This is a genomic window from Klebsiella sp. P1954 (assembly GCF_018199955.1).
GTDB classification, from domain to species: domain Bacteria; phylum Pseudomonadota; class Gammaproteobacteria; order Enterobacterales; family Enterobacteriaceae; genus Klebsiella; species Klebsiella pneumoniae.
Genome location: NZ_CP073373.1, coordinates 4,636,546 through 4,655,307 on the forward strand (window position 1 = coordinate 4,636,546; position 18,762 = coordinate 4,655,307).

Consider the following 18,762-nt stretch of genomic DNA (forward strand, 5'->3'; position numbering starts at 1 on the left):
TTACACCGCCTTACTGGGATCAAAGGCGTCGCGAACCGCTTCACCAATAAAAATCAGTAGCGTCAGCAGCACGGCGACGGAGAGAAACGCGGCAATGCCCAGCCAGGGCGCCTGCAGGTTGTTTTTGCCCTGCAGCAGCAGCTCGCCGAGGGAGGGGGAGCCGAGCGGCAGGCCGAAGCCGAGAAAATCCAGCGACGTCAGGGTGGTAATGGAGCTGCACAGGATAAAGGGCAGAAAGGTGAGGGTCGCCACCATCGCGTTGGGCAACATATGCCGCAGGATGATCTGCCGGTCGCTAACCCCTAACGCCTGCGCCGCCCGAACATAGTCGTAGTTGCGGGTGCGGAGAAATTCCGCGCGCACCACGCCCACCAGCGTCATCCAGCCAAAGAGAACGGTGATTGCCAGCAGCCACCAGAAGCCCGACTGCACGACGCTGGAGAGCAGGATGATCAGGAACAGCGTTGGCATGCCGGACCAGACTTCGATAAAGCGCTGTCCCCACAGGTCGATTTTACCGCCGTAGTAACCCTGTATCGCTCCGGCCAGCACCCCCAGCACGCTGGAGAACAGCGTCAGCAGCAGACCGAAGAGCACCGAGATGCGTGTCCCATAAAGGATCCGCGCCAGCACATCGCCGCCGTTGGCGTCGGTGCCGAGCCAGTTGCTGGCCGAGGGCGGCGATGGAAAGGGAACCGTGCTGGCAAAATTAATTGTCGTCGCGCCGAAGCGCACTGGCGGCCATAGCGCCCAGCCGTGAGTCGCCAGCTGCTGCTGCAGCCAGGGATCCTGATAGTCGGCGGCGGTGGCGAACGCGCCGCCGAAGGTTTGCTCGGTGTAGTTTTTTAACACCGGGACGTACAGCTGGCCCCGGTACTGCACCAGCAGCGGGCGGTCGTTGGCCAGCAGCTCGGCGCCCAGGCTGCAAAGGAAGAGAATTAAAAACAGCCACAGCGACCAGTAGCCGCGACGGTTGTGGCGAAAGCGCGCCCAGCGGGCCTGATTAACGGGACTGAAGAAAGACATTAGCGGCCCTCAAAATCAATGCGCGGGTCGACCAGCGTATAGCTGATATCGCTGACGATATTCAGCAGCAGGCCAATCAGAGTGAAAATATAGAGCGTGCCAAACATCACCGGATAGTCGCGGGAGACCGTCGCTTCATAGCCCAGCAGACCCAGGCCGTTTAGCGAGAACATCACTTCGATCAGCAACGAGCCGGTAAAGAACATACTGATAAAGGTGGCCGGGAAGCCGGCGATCACCAGCAGCATGGCGTTACGGAACACGTGTCCCCAGAGGATCTGTTTCTCACCAACGCCTTTGGCGCGGGCGGTGACCACATACTGTTTGCGGATCTCGTCGAGGAAGCTGTTTTTGGTCAGCATAGTCAGCGCAGCAAAGCCGCCAATTACCGTCGCCAACACCGGCAGGGTGATGTGCCACAGGTAGTCGAGGATCTTCTGATACCAGGGGAGGGTGTCGAAATTTGGCGAGACCAGACCGCGCAGCGGGAAGAGGTCGAAATAGCTGCCGCCGGCAAAAATCACGATCAGCAGGATGGCGAACAGAAAGGCAGGGATCGCATAGCCAATGATAATCAGCGTACTGCTCCAGATATCAAAGCGGCTGCCGTTGCTGACCGCTTTGCGGATGCCCAGCGGAATGGAGACCAGATAGATAATCAGCGTGCTCCACAGCCCGAGGCTCACCGAGACCGGCAGGCTGTCTTTAATCAGCTGCAGCACGGAGGCGCTGCGAAACAGGCTGTCGCCGAAATCAAAGCGCAGATAATCGCTCAGCATCTTCAGATAGCGCTCGTGGAGAGGTTTATCGAAGCCGTAGCGGTGGGTGATCTCGGCGATGACTTCCGGGTCGAGGCCGCGCCCGCCGCGATAGTGACCCTCGCTGATATTGCCTGCGCCGGTGCGGGCATGGCTGGCGCCCATGCCGCCGTCGCTAGCCCCCGGCATCCCGCCGCGCTGATTAAACTCGATGGCGGCGATGGCCTGATCGACCGGGCCGCCAGGCGCGATCTGGACAATAAAAAAGTTAATGGTGATGATGGCCCACAGGGTGGGGATGACTAACAGCAAACGGCGGATCAGGTAGCTGCCCATGGGATGTCCTTAGCGTCTGTCCGCGGGGAGGGTGGCCGCTTTGTTCACGTCGTACCACCAGGTATCGAGGCCGGACGAATAGATGGGGCGGGTCGCGGGGAAAGAGAACTTATTCCACCACGCGGTGCGGTCCTGCGCCATATACCACATCGGCAACATGTAGTTATTCCAGGTCAGCACACGATCCAGCGCCCGACCGAGAGGGATCAGTTTCTGCTTATTGCCCTGCCACTGCAGGATCTGCGCAATCAGCTTATCCACTACCGGGCTTTGCACCCCCGGCGCGTTGTAGCTGGAGTGAATATAGTCGGACGCCCAGGAGATTTGCAGGTCGGTCCCCGGCCAGGGCATGGCGCGCCACAGGCTTGGCATCATGTCGTAATCCCGGCTGCGGCGGCGGTTGCTGTACTGCGAATTATCAACCTGACGAATATCCATGACGATCCCCAGACGCTGCAGGTTGTGCTGAAACGGCAGCACCCAGCGGTCATTGCCTCCGGCCGGCAGCAGTAGCTCAAAGCGCAGCGGCTTGCCGGTGGCGGCGTTGACCCGGCGCTGGTTCTTCACCGTCCAGCCCGCCGCATTGAGCAGGGCGTCGGCTTTGAGTAAGTTGGCGCGGTCGAAGCCATCGCCGCGGGAGACCGGCGGCTGGTAAACCTGGCTGAAGAGCTCCGGAGGCAGTTCGTTTTTCATCGGCGTCAGCAGGGCCAGCTCGGCTGCGTCGGGCAGGCTGCGGGCGGCATATTCGGTGTTCTGGAAATAGCTGTTGGCGCGCTGATAGGCGCTGTAAAACAGCGCCTTGTTCATCCATTCGAAATCGAACGCCAGGGTAATGGCCTGCCGCACCCGGCGATCGGCAAAAATCGGGCGCTTAATATTGAACGCCAGCCACTGGGTATCCTGCGCCGAGGTATTGGTATGCTCATCTTTAATGATGTAGCCGCGGCTGAAGTTGCGACCGACGTAGCGGGTAGCCCAGTTTTTGGCGACGGTCTCTTCCCGGCGATCGACGGCTCCCGCTTTAAAGGCTTCGAAAGCGACATTGTCGTCGAGATAATAGTCATAGCGCAGCGTATCGAAATTCCAGCGACCGCGGTTGACCGGCAGGTCGGCCGCCCAGTAGTCGGCGACGCGGGAATAGGTAATATATTGCCCCATTCGCCAGGCGCTGATGCGGTATGGCCCGCTGGCCAGCGGCGGCTTCGACAGCGGGTCGCTGAGTTTGTGCTGGCGCCAGAACGCCTCGGGCATCACCGGCAGGCTCAGCAGACTCAGCATGTTCTCTTTGCCGGGCTGGCCGAGGTCAATACGCACGGTCAACGGCGCGATGGCCTTCACGGTGGTGCCTTTATAAAACAGGCGAAACTGCGGCACCCCTTCGGTCATAAACTTGTTGAAGGTAAACGCCACATCGCGGGCGGTGATCGGCGTGCCGTCATGGAAGCGGGCGCGCGGGTTGAGCGCGATCTCCATCCAGGAATAGTCCTCGGCATAGCGCGCCCGCTCGGCAATCAGCGGGTAGTAGCTGCCGGGCTCATCATCCGAGGTGGTGAACAGGGTATCGTAGAGCGCCTCCGTGCGTACCGCGGGGTTGCCGCGCAGCGCATAACGGTTGAAGTTATCAAAGGTGCCGATCGCCGCCAGGGTGAGGGTGCCGCCTTTCGGCGCCCTGGGATTGACGTAATCAAAATGACTGAAACCGGCGGCGTATTTCGGTTCGCCGATAATCGCGAAGGCTACGCTTTCCTGAATGGTTTGCGCCTTAGCGTCCAGGCTAAACAGAGCCAGCAGAATCAGAAAGAGGCGCGCATACATAGGCGGCAGAATACCCTGTCATGGCCGGCCCCCATGGCCGACATCCGTTCCCGCATCATAAGTGAGACTTAGCGCGTTGTGAAATAGTTCGCGGGTTCATCGTGCGCAGCCACCAGCCCGGCCAGCGACAGCGGTCGGCTGATCCAGTACCCCTGCAGGAAATGAACGCCCTGGCCGCGAAGCCACTCCGCCTGTTCCTGGGTCTCCACCCCTTCGGCGACGGTCATTAATTTCAGCCGGCGGCTGAGGGTCAGTACCGCATCCAGCACCGGCGAGGTTACTGTTTCAGTACCAATCGCCTGCACAAAACCGCGATCGATCTTCAGATAATCGAAGTTATAGCGTTCGAGATAGATCAGCGCGCTATGCCCGGTGCCGAAATCATCAATCGCGATTTCGAATCCCTGGCGGTGGAGCCAGGCGAAGTTAGCCATCGATTTTTCTTTATCAATCATCGCCCGCTCGGTTACCTCCAGCACCACGTGAAAGTGGTCGGCTGGCAGCGCGGCGGCGAAGCGCAGCATATCGTCGCGGAAGCTGTCGGTCTGCAGATGGGCAGGGGAAATATTCAGCCCCAGCTTCACGCCGCGCGGCAGAATACGCTTCAACACCGCAGCGTCGCTGGCGATCAGCGCGAGCAGGTGATGGGTTAGCGGCACGATCATCTGCTGGGTTTCGGCCAGGTTAATAAAAACGTCGGGCGGAATTTCACCAACCACCGGATGGCGCCAGCGCATTAGGACCTCCACGCCGCTGATACGTAGAGTCTGAGCATTAACCACCGGCTGATAAACGATGTAGAACTGGTTATTTTTGATCCCCAGCAGAATGGATTTTCGCGGATCCGATTTGATCGTCAGCACGTAATAGCAGAGCAGCCCCGCCAGCAGGCCGCAGACGACCCCGAGCAGCAGAGCAAACTGCGTATTTTCCGCCAGCCAGCTGTTGGCATACAGGTAGACCTTCAGCGGTAAGTCCTCGATCTGTGCCTGGCGGATCGGCGCGTTATGCAGCGTTTGCGGATCCACCAGCCGATTACTGAAGGTGGAGATAGCGGTGTGATCGATGGCCAGCGCAATGCCGCTGAAATCGTTTTGCCGCGCGGAATAGAGGATATACGGCGTGAGATTAGCGTTAATCGACACGAAAATGCCGCTGTTTTGATCGCCGGGTTTACCTACCCACAGCGCCAGCGCCGCGCTCTTCGGCATCATCGGCGTGCCTGGTAAAATCGCCATAGCAACGGGTTTGCTGATATCGATGGCCGGGATCAGCTGGCTGAGGGGCGTATTCATGGCTCCCGTAGCCGATGAGCAAAAGGCGATGCCGTTTTTGACCAGCAGGAAAGCGCGGACGTTGGGGCTGAACGCGGCGTGGGAGGTAAGCCCGGAGTCAATATTCTCGCAGGGCTGGTCCACCAGCGGCTGCAGGCCGTCAATGGTCTGGCGCAGGTCGTGAAAATAGCTTTTCAGATAGGTATTAACATTGTTGATAATGGCGTCGAAACGCTCGGCCCGGTTATGGTAGATCACCATAAACTGAATGCTCCCGGCCAACAGCGCGACGATGATCCCCACGCTCAGGCTGGTTAACCAGGTTTTACGCTGGGGCGAAAAGTAGCGAGTAAGCATAGCCAGATTCTTTCCGTGTTATTGAAGCGCATCAACGGAGTGTCGGTCGTCGTTTTTCTCATTCCCACTTAAAAGACATAGCTTATTTTGCGACGTTGAGAACCAGGTGGCAAAAAAAAACACTGCCTGGGGCAGTGTTTTTTATCCCGCAGCCAGCCAAGGGATAACCGGCGGCGGTGGAGGACAGTTTACGAGCGGCTCAGGACTCGACGCGCTTCATTGTAGCGCTTTTTCCAGTATGGCTCATCCATGCTGGAGATAGTCACCCCGCTGCTGGTGGAGGCGTGAACAAACTGGTTGTTGCCGAGGTAGATCCCGACATGGCGGCCGGTAGAGCCGGCGCGAAACAGAACCAGATCGCCTGTACGCAGTTGGGCACGGGAAATCGATTTTCCGGTTTCCTGCTGTTCAGAGGTTGAACGCGGCAGTTCCAGACCAAATTGTTCGCGGAAGGTGCGCTGCACAAATGCTGAGCAGTCGATACCCTTGCGGGTGCTGCCGCCGAGGCGGTAACGCACGCCTTTCCAGCTGGCATACTGATCCATTAAACGGGACTTTACGTCCAGGTTACGGACCATCGTTTCAAATTCATCCTGAGAGGCTTGCAGTGATGATAAATCGCCACTACCCACAGCATGCGTCTCAGAATGCATATTCCTGGCGGTACTTGTTGAACTACACGCGGAAAGCAGAACCGCTACTGCAATCGCGGGGGCTACCCGCAAGATATATCTCAAAATCGGCTGAGATTTGACCATGCTGTTTATTTTCCCTTGTTGTCCTTAACGACAATGTCGTTATAAAAAATGCCAAACGTGTTAGAGCCTAAATACCCATCCGCAATGAGACAATTCCTTAAGCTTAAATTTGTGCAGTCACGCACAATTTTATTCATGCCCTGAATTAATGCTGCGGAAAAGGCAAAACGAGAACGAGATTACCCTATCAAACGCCGCATGGCGAGCGGTTTTGCGCGATTTCTTATAAGTATTTTGGTGACAAAAAGTGAATCATCGGGAAAGGCCAAAATTACGGCAATATCGGGCAAAAAACAGACAATTCCTTCATTTGTCACGGGATTAATGTGACAAGAAGATGAACGTCATGTTGAAAAAAAGGAAAATGTAAAAAGGGACCCAAAAGGTCCCCTTATAGTTAATGACTCTGGCGGCTGCCGGATACATTATTTGGCCGATATTCTGCTGGGTAAGTAGCGATCGAAAAAGGCGATCAATTTATCGCTCAGCGGGGTCATCAATACCCAGGGCGCGCCGATCAGCACGGCGGTCAGGGAGCCGACGGCAATATCGCTAAACCAGTGGGCGCCAATCATTACCCGCGGGAAAGCAAAGACCACAAAGATAATCAGCGCGACGCCCAGCGCGCGACGGCCAAAATAGCGCCACATAAAGCTCGCGAAGATCAGCAGCATCATCCCATGATCGCCAGGGAAGCTGTCCTTCGACGCATCCTTAGTGGGGAAGTTAACGACGTCGCTGACGCGGGTAATATCGCTAAAAAACAGCGACGGGCTGGCGCGCTGTACCGGCATCAGGTGTTGTGCGAGCTGGTTGATGATCACCGCCGCCAGCAGCATCACCAGGCCCATGATGGCGATCTGACGACGGCCTGCAGTCGGCGCCTTTAGCCAATAGCTCAGCATCAGGCAGCCCATCGCCAGCAGCGAACAGGCGTCGAAGGCGCGATTGTTGATGATCGCCAGCAGCCAGGCATAAGCATGGCTGACGCTGACGCCATGGTTAAAGAAATGGAAGATCGCGGAGTCGACCGGCAACCACGCGCCATGGTTGGCTGGCAGATACCAGGAGCAAAATAGCGCTACACCCGCGATGTTAAGCAGCAGGATTAAAGGAATTCGGTTTTTCATCATAGCCATTGCGATTTTGTGACAGTCGGCGGCAACCTTAGCCGCCTTAACTTAAACGAAGCCTCAACAATGAGGTCTGGAGTGCGTTCCAGTCGGCTTCATTCGCGGAAATAAGCTCGATCCGGCTATCGGGCGGAGCGACGCTGAGGGTCTCGATATGGAGATCCTCCCCCTGACGGTTGATTCGCACCGCCCCCTCGGCAATGCGCATCACGCCTTTAACGCGCCCCACTGGCGCCAGCCTGGCCCATTCGAGCAGGCCGATGGTGTCAAAGACCGTCTCCGCGTCGAAGATCCAGCCGCAGCCCTGATAGCCCTGGCCATTGTTGAGATGTCGGCGCCAGCGCTGGTGTTCCGCCAGGCTGAGCGCGGCGAGGCCGGAAGTGGGGGAATGGCGGTGGGCGTGCTCCGCGCTCGCCGGCAGCGGGGCGGTGTTCCGTCGTGGCTCATCGAGCAGGGTCAGATCGATATTGCCCTGGATTGCCGACACCTTGCGACGCTCGCCGCCCCAGCGCTGCCACCAGTCGGCCAGCGCCCGGGCGCTTTCGGGGGTTTCCCGATCACTTTTATTCGCCACAATGATGTCCGCCGCGGCCAGCTGATCGCGGAAGTTGTCGTTGCTGACGGCTCTTTCATCCAGCAGCTGGCGGGGATCGAGGATGCACAGCGTGGCGCGCAAATCGATCCAGGGCTCATACACCGCCGCGGTGAGGATATCGAGGATCTGCTTTGGGTGGCCCAAACCGGTGGGTTCGATCAGCAGGCGATCGGGTTTGCCCTGGCGCAGCAGGGTGTTCAGCCCAACCTGCATCGGCAGGCCATTGACGCAGCACATGCAGCCGCCGGGGATCTCTTTGAGCAGGGCGCCGCTGTCGGCCAGCAGCGCGCCGTCTATCCCGACTTCGCCAAACTCGTTAACCAGTACGGCCCATTTTTCATCCGCAGGCTTCTGCGCCAGCAGATGAAGAATCGAGGTCGTCTTACCGCTGCCGAGAAAGCCGGTGATCAAATTGGTTCTGGTCACTCTTTTCTCCAGGATAAATGTAATGTTGTAACAGTTACGCCTATCCTGACGAAAAAAGGGGGAAAAGAGAAGTCCTGAGGCGGACAGAAGAGAATTCTGTCCGCATAAGCGCAAATATTGTTAAGAATTCAGCGCGCGGGCGACGGCCTCGCGGGCGCCGTGCGTCGCCAGCTGTTGCCAGGCGGCGCGGATCCCGGCGACAAACTGGGCGTTGTGCGGCAGGTCGCGGCCAAATATTTCCTCCAGCCCCAGCAGGGCGTCGACGCGCTGCTGCTCATCGCTCTGGGCCACCCGCTGCCGGATCTTGTCGACCAGCGGATCGCGCACGTCGATCGTCTGACCGGCGTCGTCCGTGCCGCTGACGTAGCGCATCCAGCCGGCCACGCCGAGAGCCAGCAGCGGCCAACGGCTGTCGCGCGCCAGATGTACGCGGATGCCATCGAGCATGCGCTGGGGCAGCTTCTGGCTACCGTCCATGGCGATTTGCCAGGTGCGGTGTTTGAGCGCCGGATTGCTGAAGCGGGCGATGAGACTGTCGGCATAGGCCAGCAGATCAACGCCGGTAATGGTCAGCGTCGGAGCCTGTTCGTCAAGCATCAGCTGGCGGGCGGCGCGGCGGAAGACGTCATCCCGCATGCAGTCGCTAATGTGCGCATGCCCTGCCAGATAGCCAAGCCAGGCGAGGAAAGAGTGGCTGCCGTTGAGCATCCGCAGCTTCATTTGCTCCCAGGGCAACACGTCGTCGGTCATCTGCACGCCCGCCGTCTCCCAGGCGGGTCGCCCGGCGACAAAGTGATCTTCGACCACCCACTGAATGAAGGGTTCGCAACTGATGGCGCAGGGATCGTCGACCCCCAGCACGGCGGCGATTTCCGCCAGCGACTCCGGTGTGGCCGCGGGAACAATGCGATCCACCATGGTGCCCGGGAAGCTGACGTTGTCGGCGATCCAGTCCGCCAGCGCCGGGCTGCGTTTTTCCGCCATGCCGAGGACGGCATTTTTTACCACGTGACCGTTGTCGGGGATATTATCGCAGGAGAGCACGGTAAAGGGCGGAAGGCCTCGTTCCCGGCGGCGGGCCAGCGCTTCAACTAAAATACCGGGAGCCGACTGCGGCAGCGTCGGATTCTCCAGATCGTGAATAATGCGCGGATGCGTCGGATCCAGTTTCCCGGTCGCCGGATCGATGCAGTAGCCTTTTTCCGTAATGGTCAGCGAGACAATCGCTACCTGCGGCTCGCAAAATTTTTCGATAATCGCCGCCAGCGAATCGAGCCTGGCGTTCAGACATTCGTGCACCGCGCCGATCACAATGGGCTGGTTGCCGTCGGCGCCTTTTTCCAGCACGGTAAACAGATGGTCCTGTTCGCGAAGTTGGCTCATCAGCGTGTCGCCGCTGAACAGACTGATTTCACAGATCCCCCAGTCGCCGCCGACGTTATTCAGCACGCGATCGGTGAGCAGCGCCTGGTGCGCGCGGTGAAACGCGCCAAAGCCGAAATGGACAATACGCGAGCGGAGCTGGCTGCGATCGTATTGAGGGTATTGCACGTTCTTCGGTAGCGTAGCGGTTGCAATTGTTGTCATTCTTCCCACACCTGTTTAACTGCTTATTAACAATGCCAGTCTAAAGTTATATGACAGGAAGTTAAATTGGTAAGCCGAAATTATCCGCTGACTGTGAGCTGGATCAATCAATAGGCCAGCACTGTTTGCAGCCAGGCGAGAAACATGTATGGTAGTCGTCATGAGTGTCGCCATTATTGGTATAACAACTTTTGTGAGGACATAGCGATGGAGCAAACCTGGCGGTGGTATGGGCCGAACGATCCGGTATCGCTTGATGATGTACGGCAGGCGGGGGCGACCGGCGTCGTCACTGCGCTGCACCATATTGCAAACGGTCAGGTATGGCCGGTCGACGAGATTAAAGCGCGTCAGGCGCTGTTAGCGGCAAAAGGGTTGACCTGGTCGGTCGTCGAAAGCATTCCCGTCCACGAGGATATTAAAACCCACAGCGGGCAGTATGCGACCTGGATTGCCAACTATCAGCAGAGCATCCGCAACCTCGCGGCCTGCGGCATCGATACCGTGTGCTACAACTTTATGCCGATCCTCGACTGGACGCGCACCGATCTGGAATATGAGCTGCCGGACGGCTCCCGGGCGCTGCGTTTCGATCAGATCGCTTTCGCCGCCTTTGAGCTGCATATCCTTAAACGCCCGGGAGCGGAAGCGGATTACAGTGAAGAAGAGCAGCGTCAGGCTGAGGTCTATTTCAAGGTGATGAGCGAAGCAGATATCGATAAACTGACTCGCAATATCATCGCCGGCCTGCCGGGAGCGGAAGAGGGCTACACCCTTGACCAGTTCCGCGCGCGTCTGGCGGAGTACGACCACATTGATAAAGCGCAGCTGCGTGAAAATATGGCCTATTTCCTGCGCGCCATCGTGCCGGTATGCGAAGAGGTAGGGATCCGCCTGGCTGTGCATCCGGACGATCCGCCGCGGCCGATCCTTGGCCTGCCGCGTATCGTGTCGACCATCGAAGATATGCAGTGGCTGAAGGAGACGGTGGACAGCATTAATAATGGCTTCACCATGTGTACCGGATCGTATGGCGTTCGCGCCGATAACGATCTGGTGAAGATGGTGGAGACCTTTGGCGATCGCATCCATTTTACCCATCTGCGCTCTACCTGCCGTGAAGCAAACCCAAAAACCTTCCACGAGGCGGCGCACCTTAGCGGCGACGTCAATATGGTGGCAGTGGTGGATGCTATCCTGCGCGAAGAGCAGCGGCGTAAACAGGCCGGCGATCTGCGCCCGATCCCATTTCGGCCGGATCATGGTCATCAGATGCTCGACGATCTGCGCAAGAAAACCAACCCAGGCTATTCGGCGATTGGCCGTCTCAAGGGGATGGCGGAAGTGCGCGGCGTCGAGCTGGCGCTGAAAATGACCAAATACCCTGAACTGCTGTAATCGCGGCAATGGGGATAATAAAAAGGACAGCCAGCGCTGTCCTTTTTTACTGTCGGGGCGTTACCGATGATTAATCCGCGCGGCCCATATAGCGGCACTCTTCGATATGAATGCGGATTTTCTCACCGGTGGTCAGGTATTCCGGCACCTGAATCACCAGGCCGGTGCTCATGGTGGCTGGCTTGGTGCGGGAGCTGGCGGACGCACCTTTAATACCCGGCGCGGTTTCGATAATTTCCAGGTCAACGGTCTGCGGCAGCTCCAGCGCCAGCAGCTGGCCGTCCCAGGTCAGCACCTGCATGTCCGGCATCCCACCTTCCGGAATAAACTGCAGCTCTTCTTCAATCTGCTCTTTGGTAAAGGTGTAAGGGGTATAGTCTTCTTTATCCATGAACACGTATTCGTTGCCATCGACGTAGGAGAAGTCGACGAAACGGCGGGTCAGGGTGACGGTATCGACGATATCGTCGCCTTTGAAGCGCTCTTCTACTTTCAGGCCGGTGCGCACATCGGAGAAGCGCATTTTATACAGTGTCGCAGCACCGCGGGCGCTGGGTGACTGAATATCAATATTTTTCACAATCAGCAGCTTGCCGTTGTAATTCAGCACCATACCTTTTTTAATTTCATTCGCTCTTGGCATTGCAGTAATCCTGTCACTTAACGAGTCAAAAATATCGCGTAAAACTACTCGCGCCCGGGCGTTCAGGCAAGCGGATTTCGCGAGTTTTGCTATCTTCTGGCAAAACGTTTAGGCTGTGGCGCAAAATGAGCGTTTGGGAGTCGGGTTGTGGAATGTCGTACTGATTGTGGCGCATGTTGCATCGCCCCCTCTATATCATCGCCGATCCCCGGCATGCCGCAGGGCAAGCCGGCTAACACCCGTTGTATCCAGCTTTCCGAGCGCAATTTATGTCTTATTTTCGGCTCCCCTCTGCGCCCGAAGGTGTGCGCCAGCCTTCAGCCCTCGCCGGAGATGTGCCTCACCCACCGCGATGAAGCGATCACCTGGCTGCTGGAGCTTGAGCTGGCCACCGCGCCCTGAGCTCAACACAGCAGATGAGAGGGATGGAAACCAATGTGCTTACACGTCTTTTATCCGCCACAGGCAGGCCTGAGTGACAACGCCCATCGCCAGCGCAATCCAGAACACTGCGTGATAGCTCCAGATCTCCGCCACTACCCCCGCCAGTGAACCGGCGATGATCCAGCCGACGCGGGTAGTATTGGTATAGAGGGTGGTGGCCGCGCCCGCCTGCCCCGGCATCAGGTCCTGGAAATAGAGCATGCCGATCCCGGCGAGGATCCCGATATAGATGGCGTTCAGCACCTGCATCGCCAGCAGCAGCGCTGGCGTATGCACCGTCAGCATGCCGACGTAAAACAGCACCCCGGCCACTGCAGAAAGACGCATCAGAAAGCGTTTGCCGAAACGCCGGGCGTAGTAACCGGCAATCAGCATGGTCGGAATTTCCAGTCCGGCGGCGGTGCCCATCATCAGCCCCGCCAGCTTCTCCGGCAGATGCAGCTCGTTAATGATAAACAGCGGCATGTTAATGATGTACAGGCTGTTAGTACCCCACATCAGGGTGCAGATGCTGAACAGCAGCAGCGCATCGCGGCGATGCGTGCGCGGAGCTTCCAGCCGGCCGGTCGCTACCGGGTTTTCTTTGCGCATGCTGGGCAAGAATAGCCAGACCATGATCCCGCAGACGATAAACGCCGCCGCGGCGCTGAGATACATCGCGGTAAAACCAAACCCCATCGCCAGGGCGTAGGCCAGCGGGGGACCAATCACCCATGCCAGGGAGACCTGGGCACGTAAAATGGAGCTGAACATCACCGCTTCGCGGCCGGTCCTGTCGGCATGCTCCCGCGCGAGGGCAAACATCTGCGGGTTGGCGGTCGATCCAAAGCTGCTGAGAAAAACGCCGATGAACAGCAAAATGAAATAGTTGCGGTTCCAGGCAAAGAGGACGCAGGCCAGCACCCCCAGCAGACAGCAGACGACAATCAGCTGCTTGCGATCGCCCTGACGGTCGGAGCGGCCGGCGAGGAACTGACTGACCAGAATGCCAATAACCGCGCTGCCGGTAAAAAAGAAACCGACCATCGCCGGGCGGACGTGCACTTCGTTGGTCAGAAACAGGCTCAGGGTCGGGGTTTGCAGCGCCCCGGCAATGCCCGTCAGAAAGGCGACGATCAAGAAGGCGGAAGAGGTGACATCGAACCCGCGTCGGGGGAGAGCGGCGCTACGGTTTTCCATGGGTTTGGTTTTCTGTAGTTTCAGGAGACGGCGCGGAGTTTACGCCTGCTGGCTAAAAATAAACAGTAGTATGGCACGAATAATTAAAAAGGCGTTTCAAAATATAGGGTTCAGCAAAAAGCTGACGTTCGAGGCGGTCGATAGCTAAGGCTTCAGCAAAAGTGTGCAGTACCTCTAAGTTCTGCGATCAAGTCGCTGACGTACCTTGCGCGTTGAGCAAGAAAGGTACAAAATTCTTGAAACGTTTCAGCGTCATTCGGCAATCCGTTCCCCGTCAGATGGCGCCTTTTTTCTCAAGTTAGCTGAAACGATTCAATTCAGCAGGAGAGGAGAACCATGTTCCAGTTATCTGTGCAGGATATTCATCCCGGCCAGCAGGCCGGTAATAAAGAAGAGGCCATCCGGCAGGTCGCCGCCGCGCTGGTCAGCGCCGGCAACGTGGCCGATGGCTACGTGAACGGCATGCTGGCTCGCGAGCAGCAGACCTCGACCTTCCTCGGCAACGGGATCGCGATCCCGCACGGCACGACGGATACGCGTGACCAGGTGCTGAAGACTGGCGTTCAGGTGTTTCAGTTCCCGCAGGGCGTCACCTGGGGCGAAGGGCAGACCGCCTATGTGGCGATCGGGATTGCCGCCAGCTCAGATGAACACCTCGGCCTGCTGCGTCAGCTGACCCACGTGCTGAGCGATGACGCGGTCGCCGCGCAGCTGCAGTCCGCCACTACCGCGGAAGAGCTGCGCGCGCTGCTGATGGGAGAGAAGCAGAGCGAAGCGCTGAAGCTGGATAACGAGACCCTCAGTCTCGACGTCGCGGCCAGCGATCTGCTGACCCTGCAGGCGCTGAACGCGGCGCGTCTGAAAGAAGTTGGCGCTGTCGATGCCGCCTTCGTTAGCCACGTCATTAACGATACGCCGCTGAACCTCGGTCAGGGCGTCTGGCTGAACGACAGTGCGGAAGGCAATTTGCGCAGCGCCGTGGCGGTCAGCCGCGCGGCTAACGCCTTTACCCGCGACGAGCAGCCGGTTTCCCTGCTGGTCACGGTGGCGATGGCCGACGAGCAGCCGACCGCAGTGCTGAACCGTCTGAGCAAGCTGCTGCTGGACAAGAAAGCTGAACATTTGCTGAAAGCCGACGCCGCCACCGTGCTGGCGCTGCTGACCAGCGACGACGCCATTGCCGAAGATGTGCTGAGCGCCGAATTCGTGGTGCGCAATGAACACGGCCTGCATGCCCGTCCGGGCACCATGCTGGTCAACACCATTAAACAATTTTCCAGCGACATCACCGTCACCAATCTCGACGGTTCCGGCAAGCCGGCTAACGGTCGCAGCCTGATGAAGGTTGTGGCGCTGGGTGTGAAAAAAGGTCACCGTCTGCGTTTTACCGCGCAGGGTGAGGATGCGCAACAAGCGCTGGATGCGATTGGCGAAGCGATCGCCGCAGGCCTTGGGGAGGGCGCATAAATGAGCAGACGTGTAGCAACGATTACGTTAAACCCGGCATACGACCTGGTGGGATTCACCCCGGAGATTGAACGCGGCGAAGTGAACCTGGTGCGCACCACCGGCCTGCACGCTGCCGGGAAAGGCATTAATGTGGCGAAAGTGCTGAAAGATCTCGGCATTGACGTCACCGTCGGCGGTTTCCTGGGTAAAGACAACCAGGACGGCTTTCAGCAGCTGTTCAGCGAGCTGGGGATCGCCAACCGTTTCCAGGTGGTGCAGGGCCGGACCCGTATCAACGTTAAGCTGACGGAAAAAGATGGCGAAGTGACCGATTTCAACTTCTCCGGCTTTGAAGTCACCCCGGGCGACTGGGAACGCTTCGTCAACGACTCCCTGAGCTGGCTCGGGCAGTTCGATATGGTCTGCGTCAGCGGCAGCCTGCCGTCCGGCGTTAGCCCGGAAGCCTTCACCGACTGGATGACCCGTCTGCGCAGTCAGTGCCCATGCATCATTTTCGACAGCAGCCGCGAAGCGTTGGTTGCCGGACTAAAAGCGGCGCCCTGGCTGGTGAAACCGAACCGTCGCGAACTGGAAATCTGGGCTGGCCGCAAGCTGCCGGAGATGAAAGATGTTATCGACGCCGCCCATGCGCTGCGCGAGCAGGGTATCGCCCACGTGGTGATCTCCCTGGGCGAAGAGGGCGCGCTGTGGGTCAACGCCTCTGGGGAGTGGATTGCTAAACCACCTTCAGTGGAAGTAGTCAGTACCGTTGGCGCCGGCGATTCGATGGTCGGCGGCCTGATTTACGGCCTGCTGATGCGTGAATCCAGCGAGCATACCCTGCGCCTGGCGACCGCCGTCGCTGCCCTGGCCGTCAGCCAGAGCAATGTAGGAATTACCGACCGTACCCAGTTGGCCGCGATGATGGCGCGCGTCGACTTACAACCCTTTAATTGACAGCAGGAGAGGCATAATGAAAACGCTGCTGATTATTGATGCCGGACTCGGACAGGCGCGCGCCTACATGGCGAAAACCCTGCTGGGTGCCGCGGCGCCGAAAGCGCACCTTGAGCTGATTGATAACCCGAATGACGCCGAACTGGCCATCGTGCTGGGAACCGCGCTGCCGGCCGATAGCGCGCTGAATGGTAAAAACGTTTACCTGGGCGATATTAACCGTGCTGTCGCCCATCCGGAGCTGTTCCTGGGAGAAGCGAAAGACCACGCTAAGCCCTACGTTGCGCCAGCGGCGGTAGCCGTTCCGGCCGCCGCTCAGGGGCAGAAACGCATTGTCGCGGTCACCGCCTGTCCGACCGGCGTCGCCCACACCTTTATGGCGGCAGAAGCCATCGAAACCGAAGCCAAAAAACGCGGCTGGTGGGTGAAGGTGGAGACCCGCGGCTCCGTTGGGGCGGGCAATGCCATCACCCCGGAAGAGGTGGCCGAGGCGGATCTGGTGATCGTCGCTGCCGATATCGAGGTGGACCTGGCGAAATTCGCCGGCAAGCCGATGTACCGCACCACCACCGGTCTGGCGCTGAAGAAAACCGCCCAGGAGCTGGATAAAGCGGTGGCGGAAGCCAAACCGTACCAGCCATCCGGCAAACCTCAGGCGGCTGCTGAAGGGAAAAAAGAGTCGGCGGGCGCCTATCGCCACCTGCTGACCGGCGTCTCCTATATGCTGCCGATGGTAGTGGCCGGGGGCCTGTGTATCGCGCTCTCCTTTGCCTTCGGGATCAAAGCGTTTGAAGTGAAAGACACCCTGGCGGCGGCGCTGATGCAGATCGGCGGCGGCTCGGCCTTCGCGCTGATGGTGCCGGTACTGGCAGGCTTTATCGCCTTCTCCATTGCCGACCGTCCGGGTCTGACCCCGGGCCTTATCGGCGGTATGCTGGCGGTTAGCGGCGGCTCCGGCTTTATCGGCGGGATCATCGCTGGTTTCCTTGCCGGTTATGTGGCGAAAGCCATCAGCACGAAGCTGAAACTGCCGCAGAGTATGGAAGCCCTGAAGCCAATCCTGATCATTCCGCTGGTCTCCAGTCTGATCGTGGGTTTGGCAATGATCTATCTGATCGGTAAACCGGTAGCCGGTATCCTCGCCTGGCTGACCCACTGGCTGCAAACCATGGGCACCGCCAACGCGGTTCTGCTGGGCGCGATCCTCGGCGCGATGATGTGTACCGATATGGGCGGGCCGGTAAACAAAGCGGCCTATGCCTTTGGCGTTGGCCTGCTGAGTACCCAGACCTATGCGCCGATGGCGGCGATCATGGCGGCCGGTATGGTGCCACCGCTGGCGATGGGTATCGCGACGCTGGTAGCGCGCAATAAGTTCGACAAAGGGCAGCGGGAAGGGGGCAAAGCCGCGCTGGTTCTTGGCCTGTGCTTTATCTCGGAAGGGGCGATTCCTTTTGCCGCCCGTGACCCGATGCGCGTTCTGCCGTGCTGTATCGTCGGCGGCGCGGTAACCGGCGCTATCTCCATGGCGGTCGGCGCGAAACTGATGGCGCCGCACGGCGGGCTGTTTGTTCTGCTGATCCCGGGGGCGATTACGCCGGTGCTGGGCTACCTGCTGGCGATTGTTGCCGGAACGCTGGTGGCGGGCCTTGCCTACGCGGTGCTGAAACGCCCTGAGGCGCAAACAGCGGAAGTTGAAAAAGCGGCATAATCCTACCGCAATAAAAAAGGGCCGATTGTTCGGCCCTTTTTTTGTCTCTATTTACGCCACTTCGGCAATCTGCTGCGCCCGCAGCCAGGCAATCTCTTCCGCCCAGATATCCGGGTTGATGGTTTCCAGAATCAGCGGAATACCGTCGAAGCGGCTGTCCTGCATGATCCAGCTGAAGCAATCGTGGCCGATGTTGCCTTCCCCCAGGCTGTGGTGACGGTCGACCCGGCTGCCGAAGGCGCTCTTGGCATCGTTGAGATGCATGCCGCGCAGATACTGAAAACCGACGATGCGTTCGAAGGCGGCGAAGGTTTTTTCGCAGGCTTCGGCGCTGCGCAGGTCGTAGCCGGCGGCGAAAGCATGGCAGGTATCGATGCAGACGCCGACGCGGGATTTATCTTCCACACCGTCGATGATGGCCGCGAGGTGCTCGAACTTAAAGCCGAGGTTGCTGCCCTGGCCAGCGGTGTTTTCGATCACCGCAGTAACGCCTTCGGTCTTCGCCAGCGCGATATTGATCGATTCGGCGATGCGCGCCAGGCACTCCTCCTCCGGGATCTGCTGCAGATGGCTGCCGGGGTGGAAGTTGAGCAGCGTCAATCCCAGCTGCTGGCAGCGGGTCATTTCATCCATGAAAGCATCACGGGATTTTTCCAGCGCTTCTTCCACCGGGTGGCCAAGGTTAATCAGGTAGCTGTCGTGCGGCAGGATCTGCCCCGGGCCAAAGTGATACTTTTCACAGGCGGCTTTGAATTCGGCGATGGTCTCGTCGCTGAGCGGCGCGGCGCGCCACTGGCGCTGGTTCTTGGTGAAGAGGGCGAAGGCGGTTGCTTCGATTTCGGCGGCGCGAATGGCGGCATTGGCCAGTCCACCTGAGGCGCTCACGTGCGCTCCTACGTATTTCATAAAAAAAACT

Annotated in this window: 16 protein-coding genes; 5 read left to right on the forward strand and 11 right to left on the reverse strand. The window is 58.7% G+C overall.

Features of this window, described 5'->3' with window-relative positions; translation table 11 throughout:
* The 8 genes from KB890_RS22380 to KB890_RS22415 form a co-directional block, all read right to left on the reverse strand.
* The gene (locus tag KB890_RS22380; protein ID WP_020324348.1) at positions 1 to 1,026 is read right to left on the reverse strand and encodes a microcin C ABC transporter permease; all 1,026 of its coding nucleotides are present in this window, start codon (positions 1,024 to 1,026) and stop codon (positions 1 to 3) included.
* Positions 1,026 to 2,120 carry a microcin C ABC transporter permease YejB gene (locus KB890_RS22385; protein WP_004175058.1) on the reverse strand — a complete coding sequence of 365 codons (1,095 nt, stop codon included), beginning with the start codon at positions 2,118 to 2,120 and terminating at the stop codon, positions 1,026 to 1,028. The genes KB890_RS22380 and KB890_RS22385 overlap by 1 nt, the downstream gene beginning before the upstream one ends.
* A gap of 9 nt (positions 2,121 to 2,129) precedes the next feature.
* The gene (locus tag KB890_RS22390) at positions 2,130 to 3,935 is read right to left on the reverse strand and encodes an extracellular solute-binding protein (protein ID WP_020324335.1); all 1,806 of its coding nucleotides are present in this window, start codon (positions 3,933 to 3,935) and stop codon (positions 2,130 to 2,132) included.
* A gap of 68 nt (positions 3,936 to 4,003) precedes the next feature.
* Positions 4,004 to 5,566, reverse strand: a complete 1,563-nt coding sequence (locus KB890_RS22395) for a cyclic di-GMP phosphodiesterase (RefSeq protein ID WP_020324282.1) — start codon at positions 5,564 to 5,566, stop codon at positions 4,004 to 4,006.
* A 188-nt stretch (positions 5,567 to 5,754) separates the two neighbouring features.
* Positions 5,755 to 6,324, reverse strand: coding sequence for a bifunctional murein DD-endopeptidase/murein LD-carboxypeptidase (gene mepS, locus KB890_RS22400; protein WP_002912967.1), 570 nt, complete (start codon positions 6,322 to 6,324; stop codon positions 5,755 to 5,757).
* Between the two features lie 425 nt (positions 6,325 to 6,749).
* Positions 6,750 to 7,463, reverse strand: a complete 714-nt coding sequence (locus tag KB890_RS22405) for a phosphatase PAP2 family protein (RefSeq protein ID WP_002912965.1) — start codon at positions 7,461 to 7,463, stop codon at positions 6,750 to 6,752.
* A gap of 37 nt (positions 7,464 to 7,500) precedes the next feature.
* Positions 7,501 to 8,478: a CobW family GTP-binding protein gene (locus KB890_RS22410; RefSeq protein ID WP_004144255.1), complete on the reverse strand. Its 978-nt coding sequence runs from the start codon at positions 8,476 to 8,478 to the stop codon at positions 7,501 to 7,503.
* 120 nt (positions 8,479 to 8,598) lie between these two features.
* Positions 8,599 to 10,065: a mannitol dehydrogenase family protein gene (locus KB890_RS22415; protein ID WP_004200498.1), complete on the reverse strand. Its 1,467-nt coding sequence runs from the start codon at positions 10,063 to 10,065 to the stop codon at positions 8,599 to 8,601.
* A gap of 207 nt (positions 10,066 to 10,272) precedes the next feature.
* Between KB890_RS22415 and uxuA the strand changes: the two genes are divergently transcribed.
* Positions 10,273 to 11,463: a mannonate dehydratase gene (gene uxuA, locus KB890_RS22420; protein WP_020324303.1), complete on the forward strand. Its 1,191-nt coding sequence runs from the start codon at positions 10,273 to 10,275 to the stop codon at positions 11,461 to 11,463.
* Between the two features lie 70 nt (positions 11,464 to 11,533).
* Here uxuA and yeiP read toward each other — a convergent pair whose 3' ends face one another.
* Entirely contained in the window at positions 11,534 to 12,106 is a 573-nt protein-coding gene (gene yeiP, locus KB890_RS22425; protein ID WP_002912951.1) for an elongation factor P-like protein YeiP, read from the reverse strand.
* 147 nt (positions 12,107 to 12,253) lie between these two features.
* On the opposite strand from yeiP, the gene KB890_RS22430 reads away from it, so the two are divergent.
* The gene (locus KB890_RS22430) at positions 12,254 to 12,508 is read left to right on the forward strand and encodes a YkgJ family cysteine cluster protein (RefSeq protein WP_004175066.1); all 255 of its coding nucleotides are present in this window, start codon (positions 12,254 to 12,256) and stop codon (positions 12,506 to 12,508) included.
* Positions 12,509 to 12,547: 39 nt separating this feature from the next.
* On the opposite strand, the gene setB is transcribed toward KB890_RS22430, so the two are convergent.
* A complete protein-coding gene (setB, locus tag KB890_RS22435; protein ID WP_020324354.1) occupies positions 12,548 to 13,729 on the reverse strand; it encodes a sugar efflux transporter SetB in 1,182 nt (393 codons plus the stop codon).
* Positions 13,730 to 14,065: 336 nt separating this feature from the next.
* On the opposite strand from setB, the gene fruB reads away from it, so the two are divergent.
* The 3 genes from fruB to fruA are packed head-to-tail and all read left to right on the forward strand — an operon-like array spanning position 14,066 to position 17,846.
* Positions 14,066 to 15,196: a fused PTS fructose transporter subunit IIA/HPr protein gene (gene fruB / locus KB890_RS22440; RefSeq protein ID WP_002912947.1), complete on the forward strand. Its 1,131-nt coding sequence runs from the start codon at positions 14,066 to 14,068 to the stop codon at positions 15,194 to 15,196.
* On the forward strand, positions 15,197 to 16,135 hold the full coding sequence (gene fruK, locus KB890_RS22445; protein WP_002912941.1) for a 1-phosphofructokinase: 939 nt from the start codon (positions 15,197 to 15,199) through the stop codon (positions 16,133 to 16,135). It begins immediately after the preceding gene.
* Positions 16,136 to 16,151: 16 nt separating this feature from the next.
* The gene (gene fruA, locus KB890_RS22450; RefSeq protein WP_002912939.1) at positions 16,152 to 17,846 is read left to right on the forward strand and encodes a PTS fructose transporter subunit IIBC; all 1,695 of its coding nucleotides are present in this window, start codon (positions 16,152 to 16,154) and stop codon (positions 17,844 to 17,846) included.
* Between the two features lie 51 nt (positions 17,847 to 17,897).
* Here the strand turns inward: fruA and nfo are convergent, their stop codons facing one another.
* Entirely contained in the window at positions 17,898 to 18,752 is an 855-nt protein-coding gene (nfo, locus tag KB890_RS22455) for a deoxyribonuclease IV (RefSeq protein ID WP_020806192.1), read from the reverse strand.
* Positions 18,753 to 18,762 lie beyond the last annotated feature (10 nt).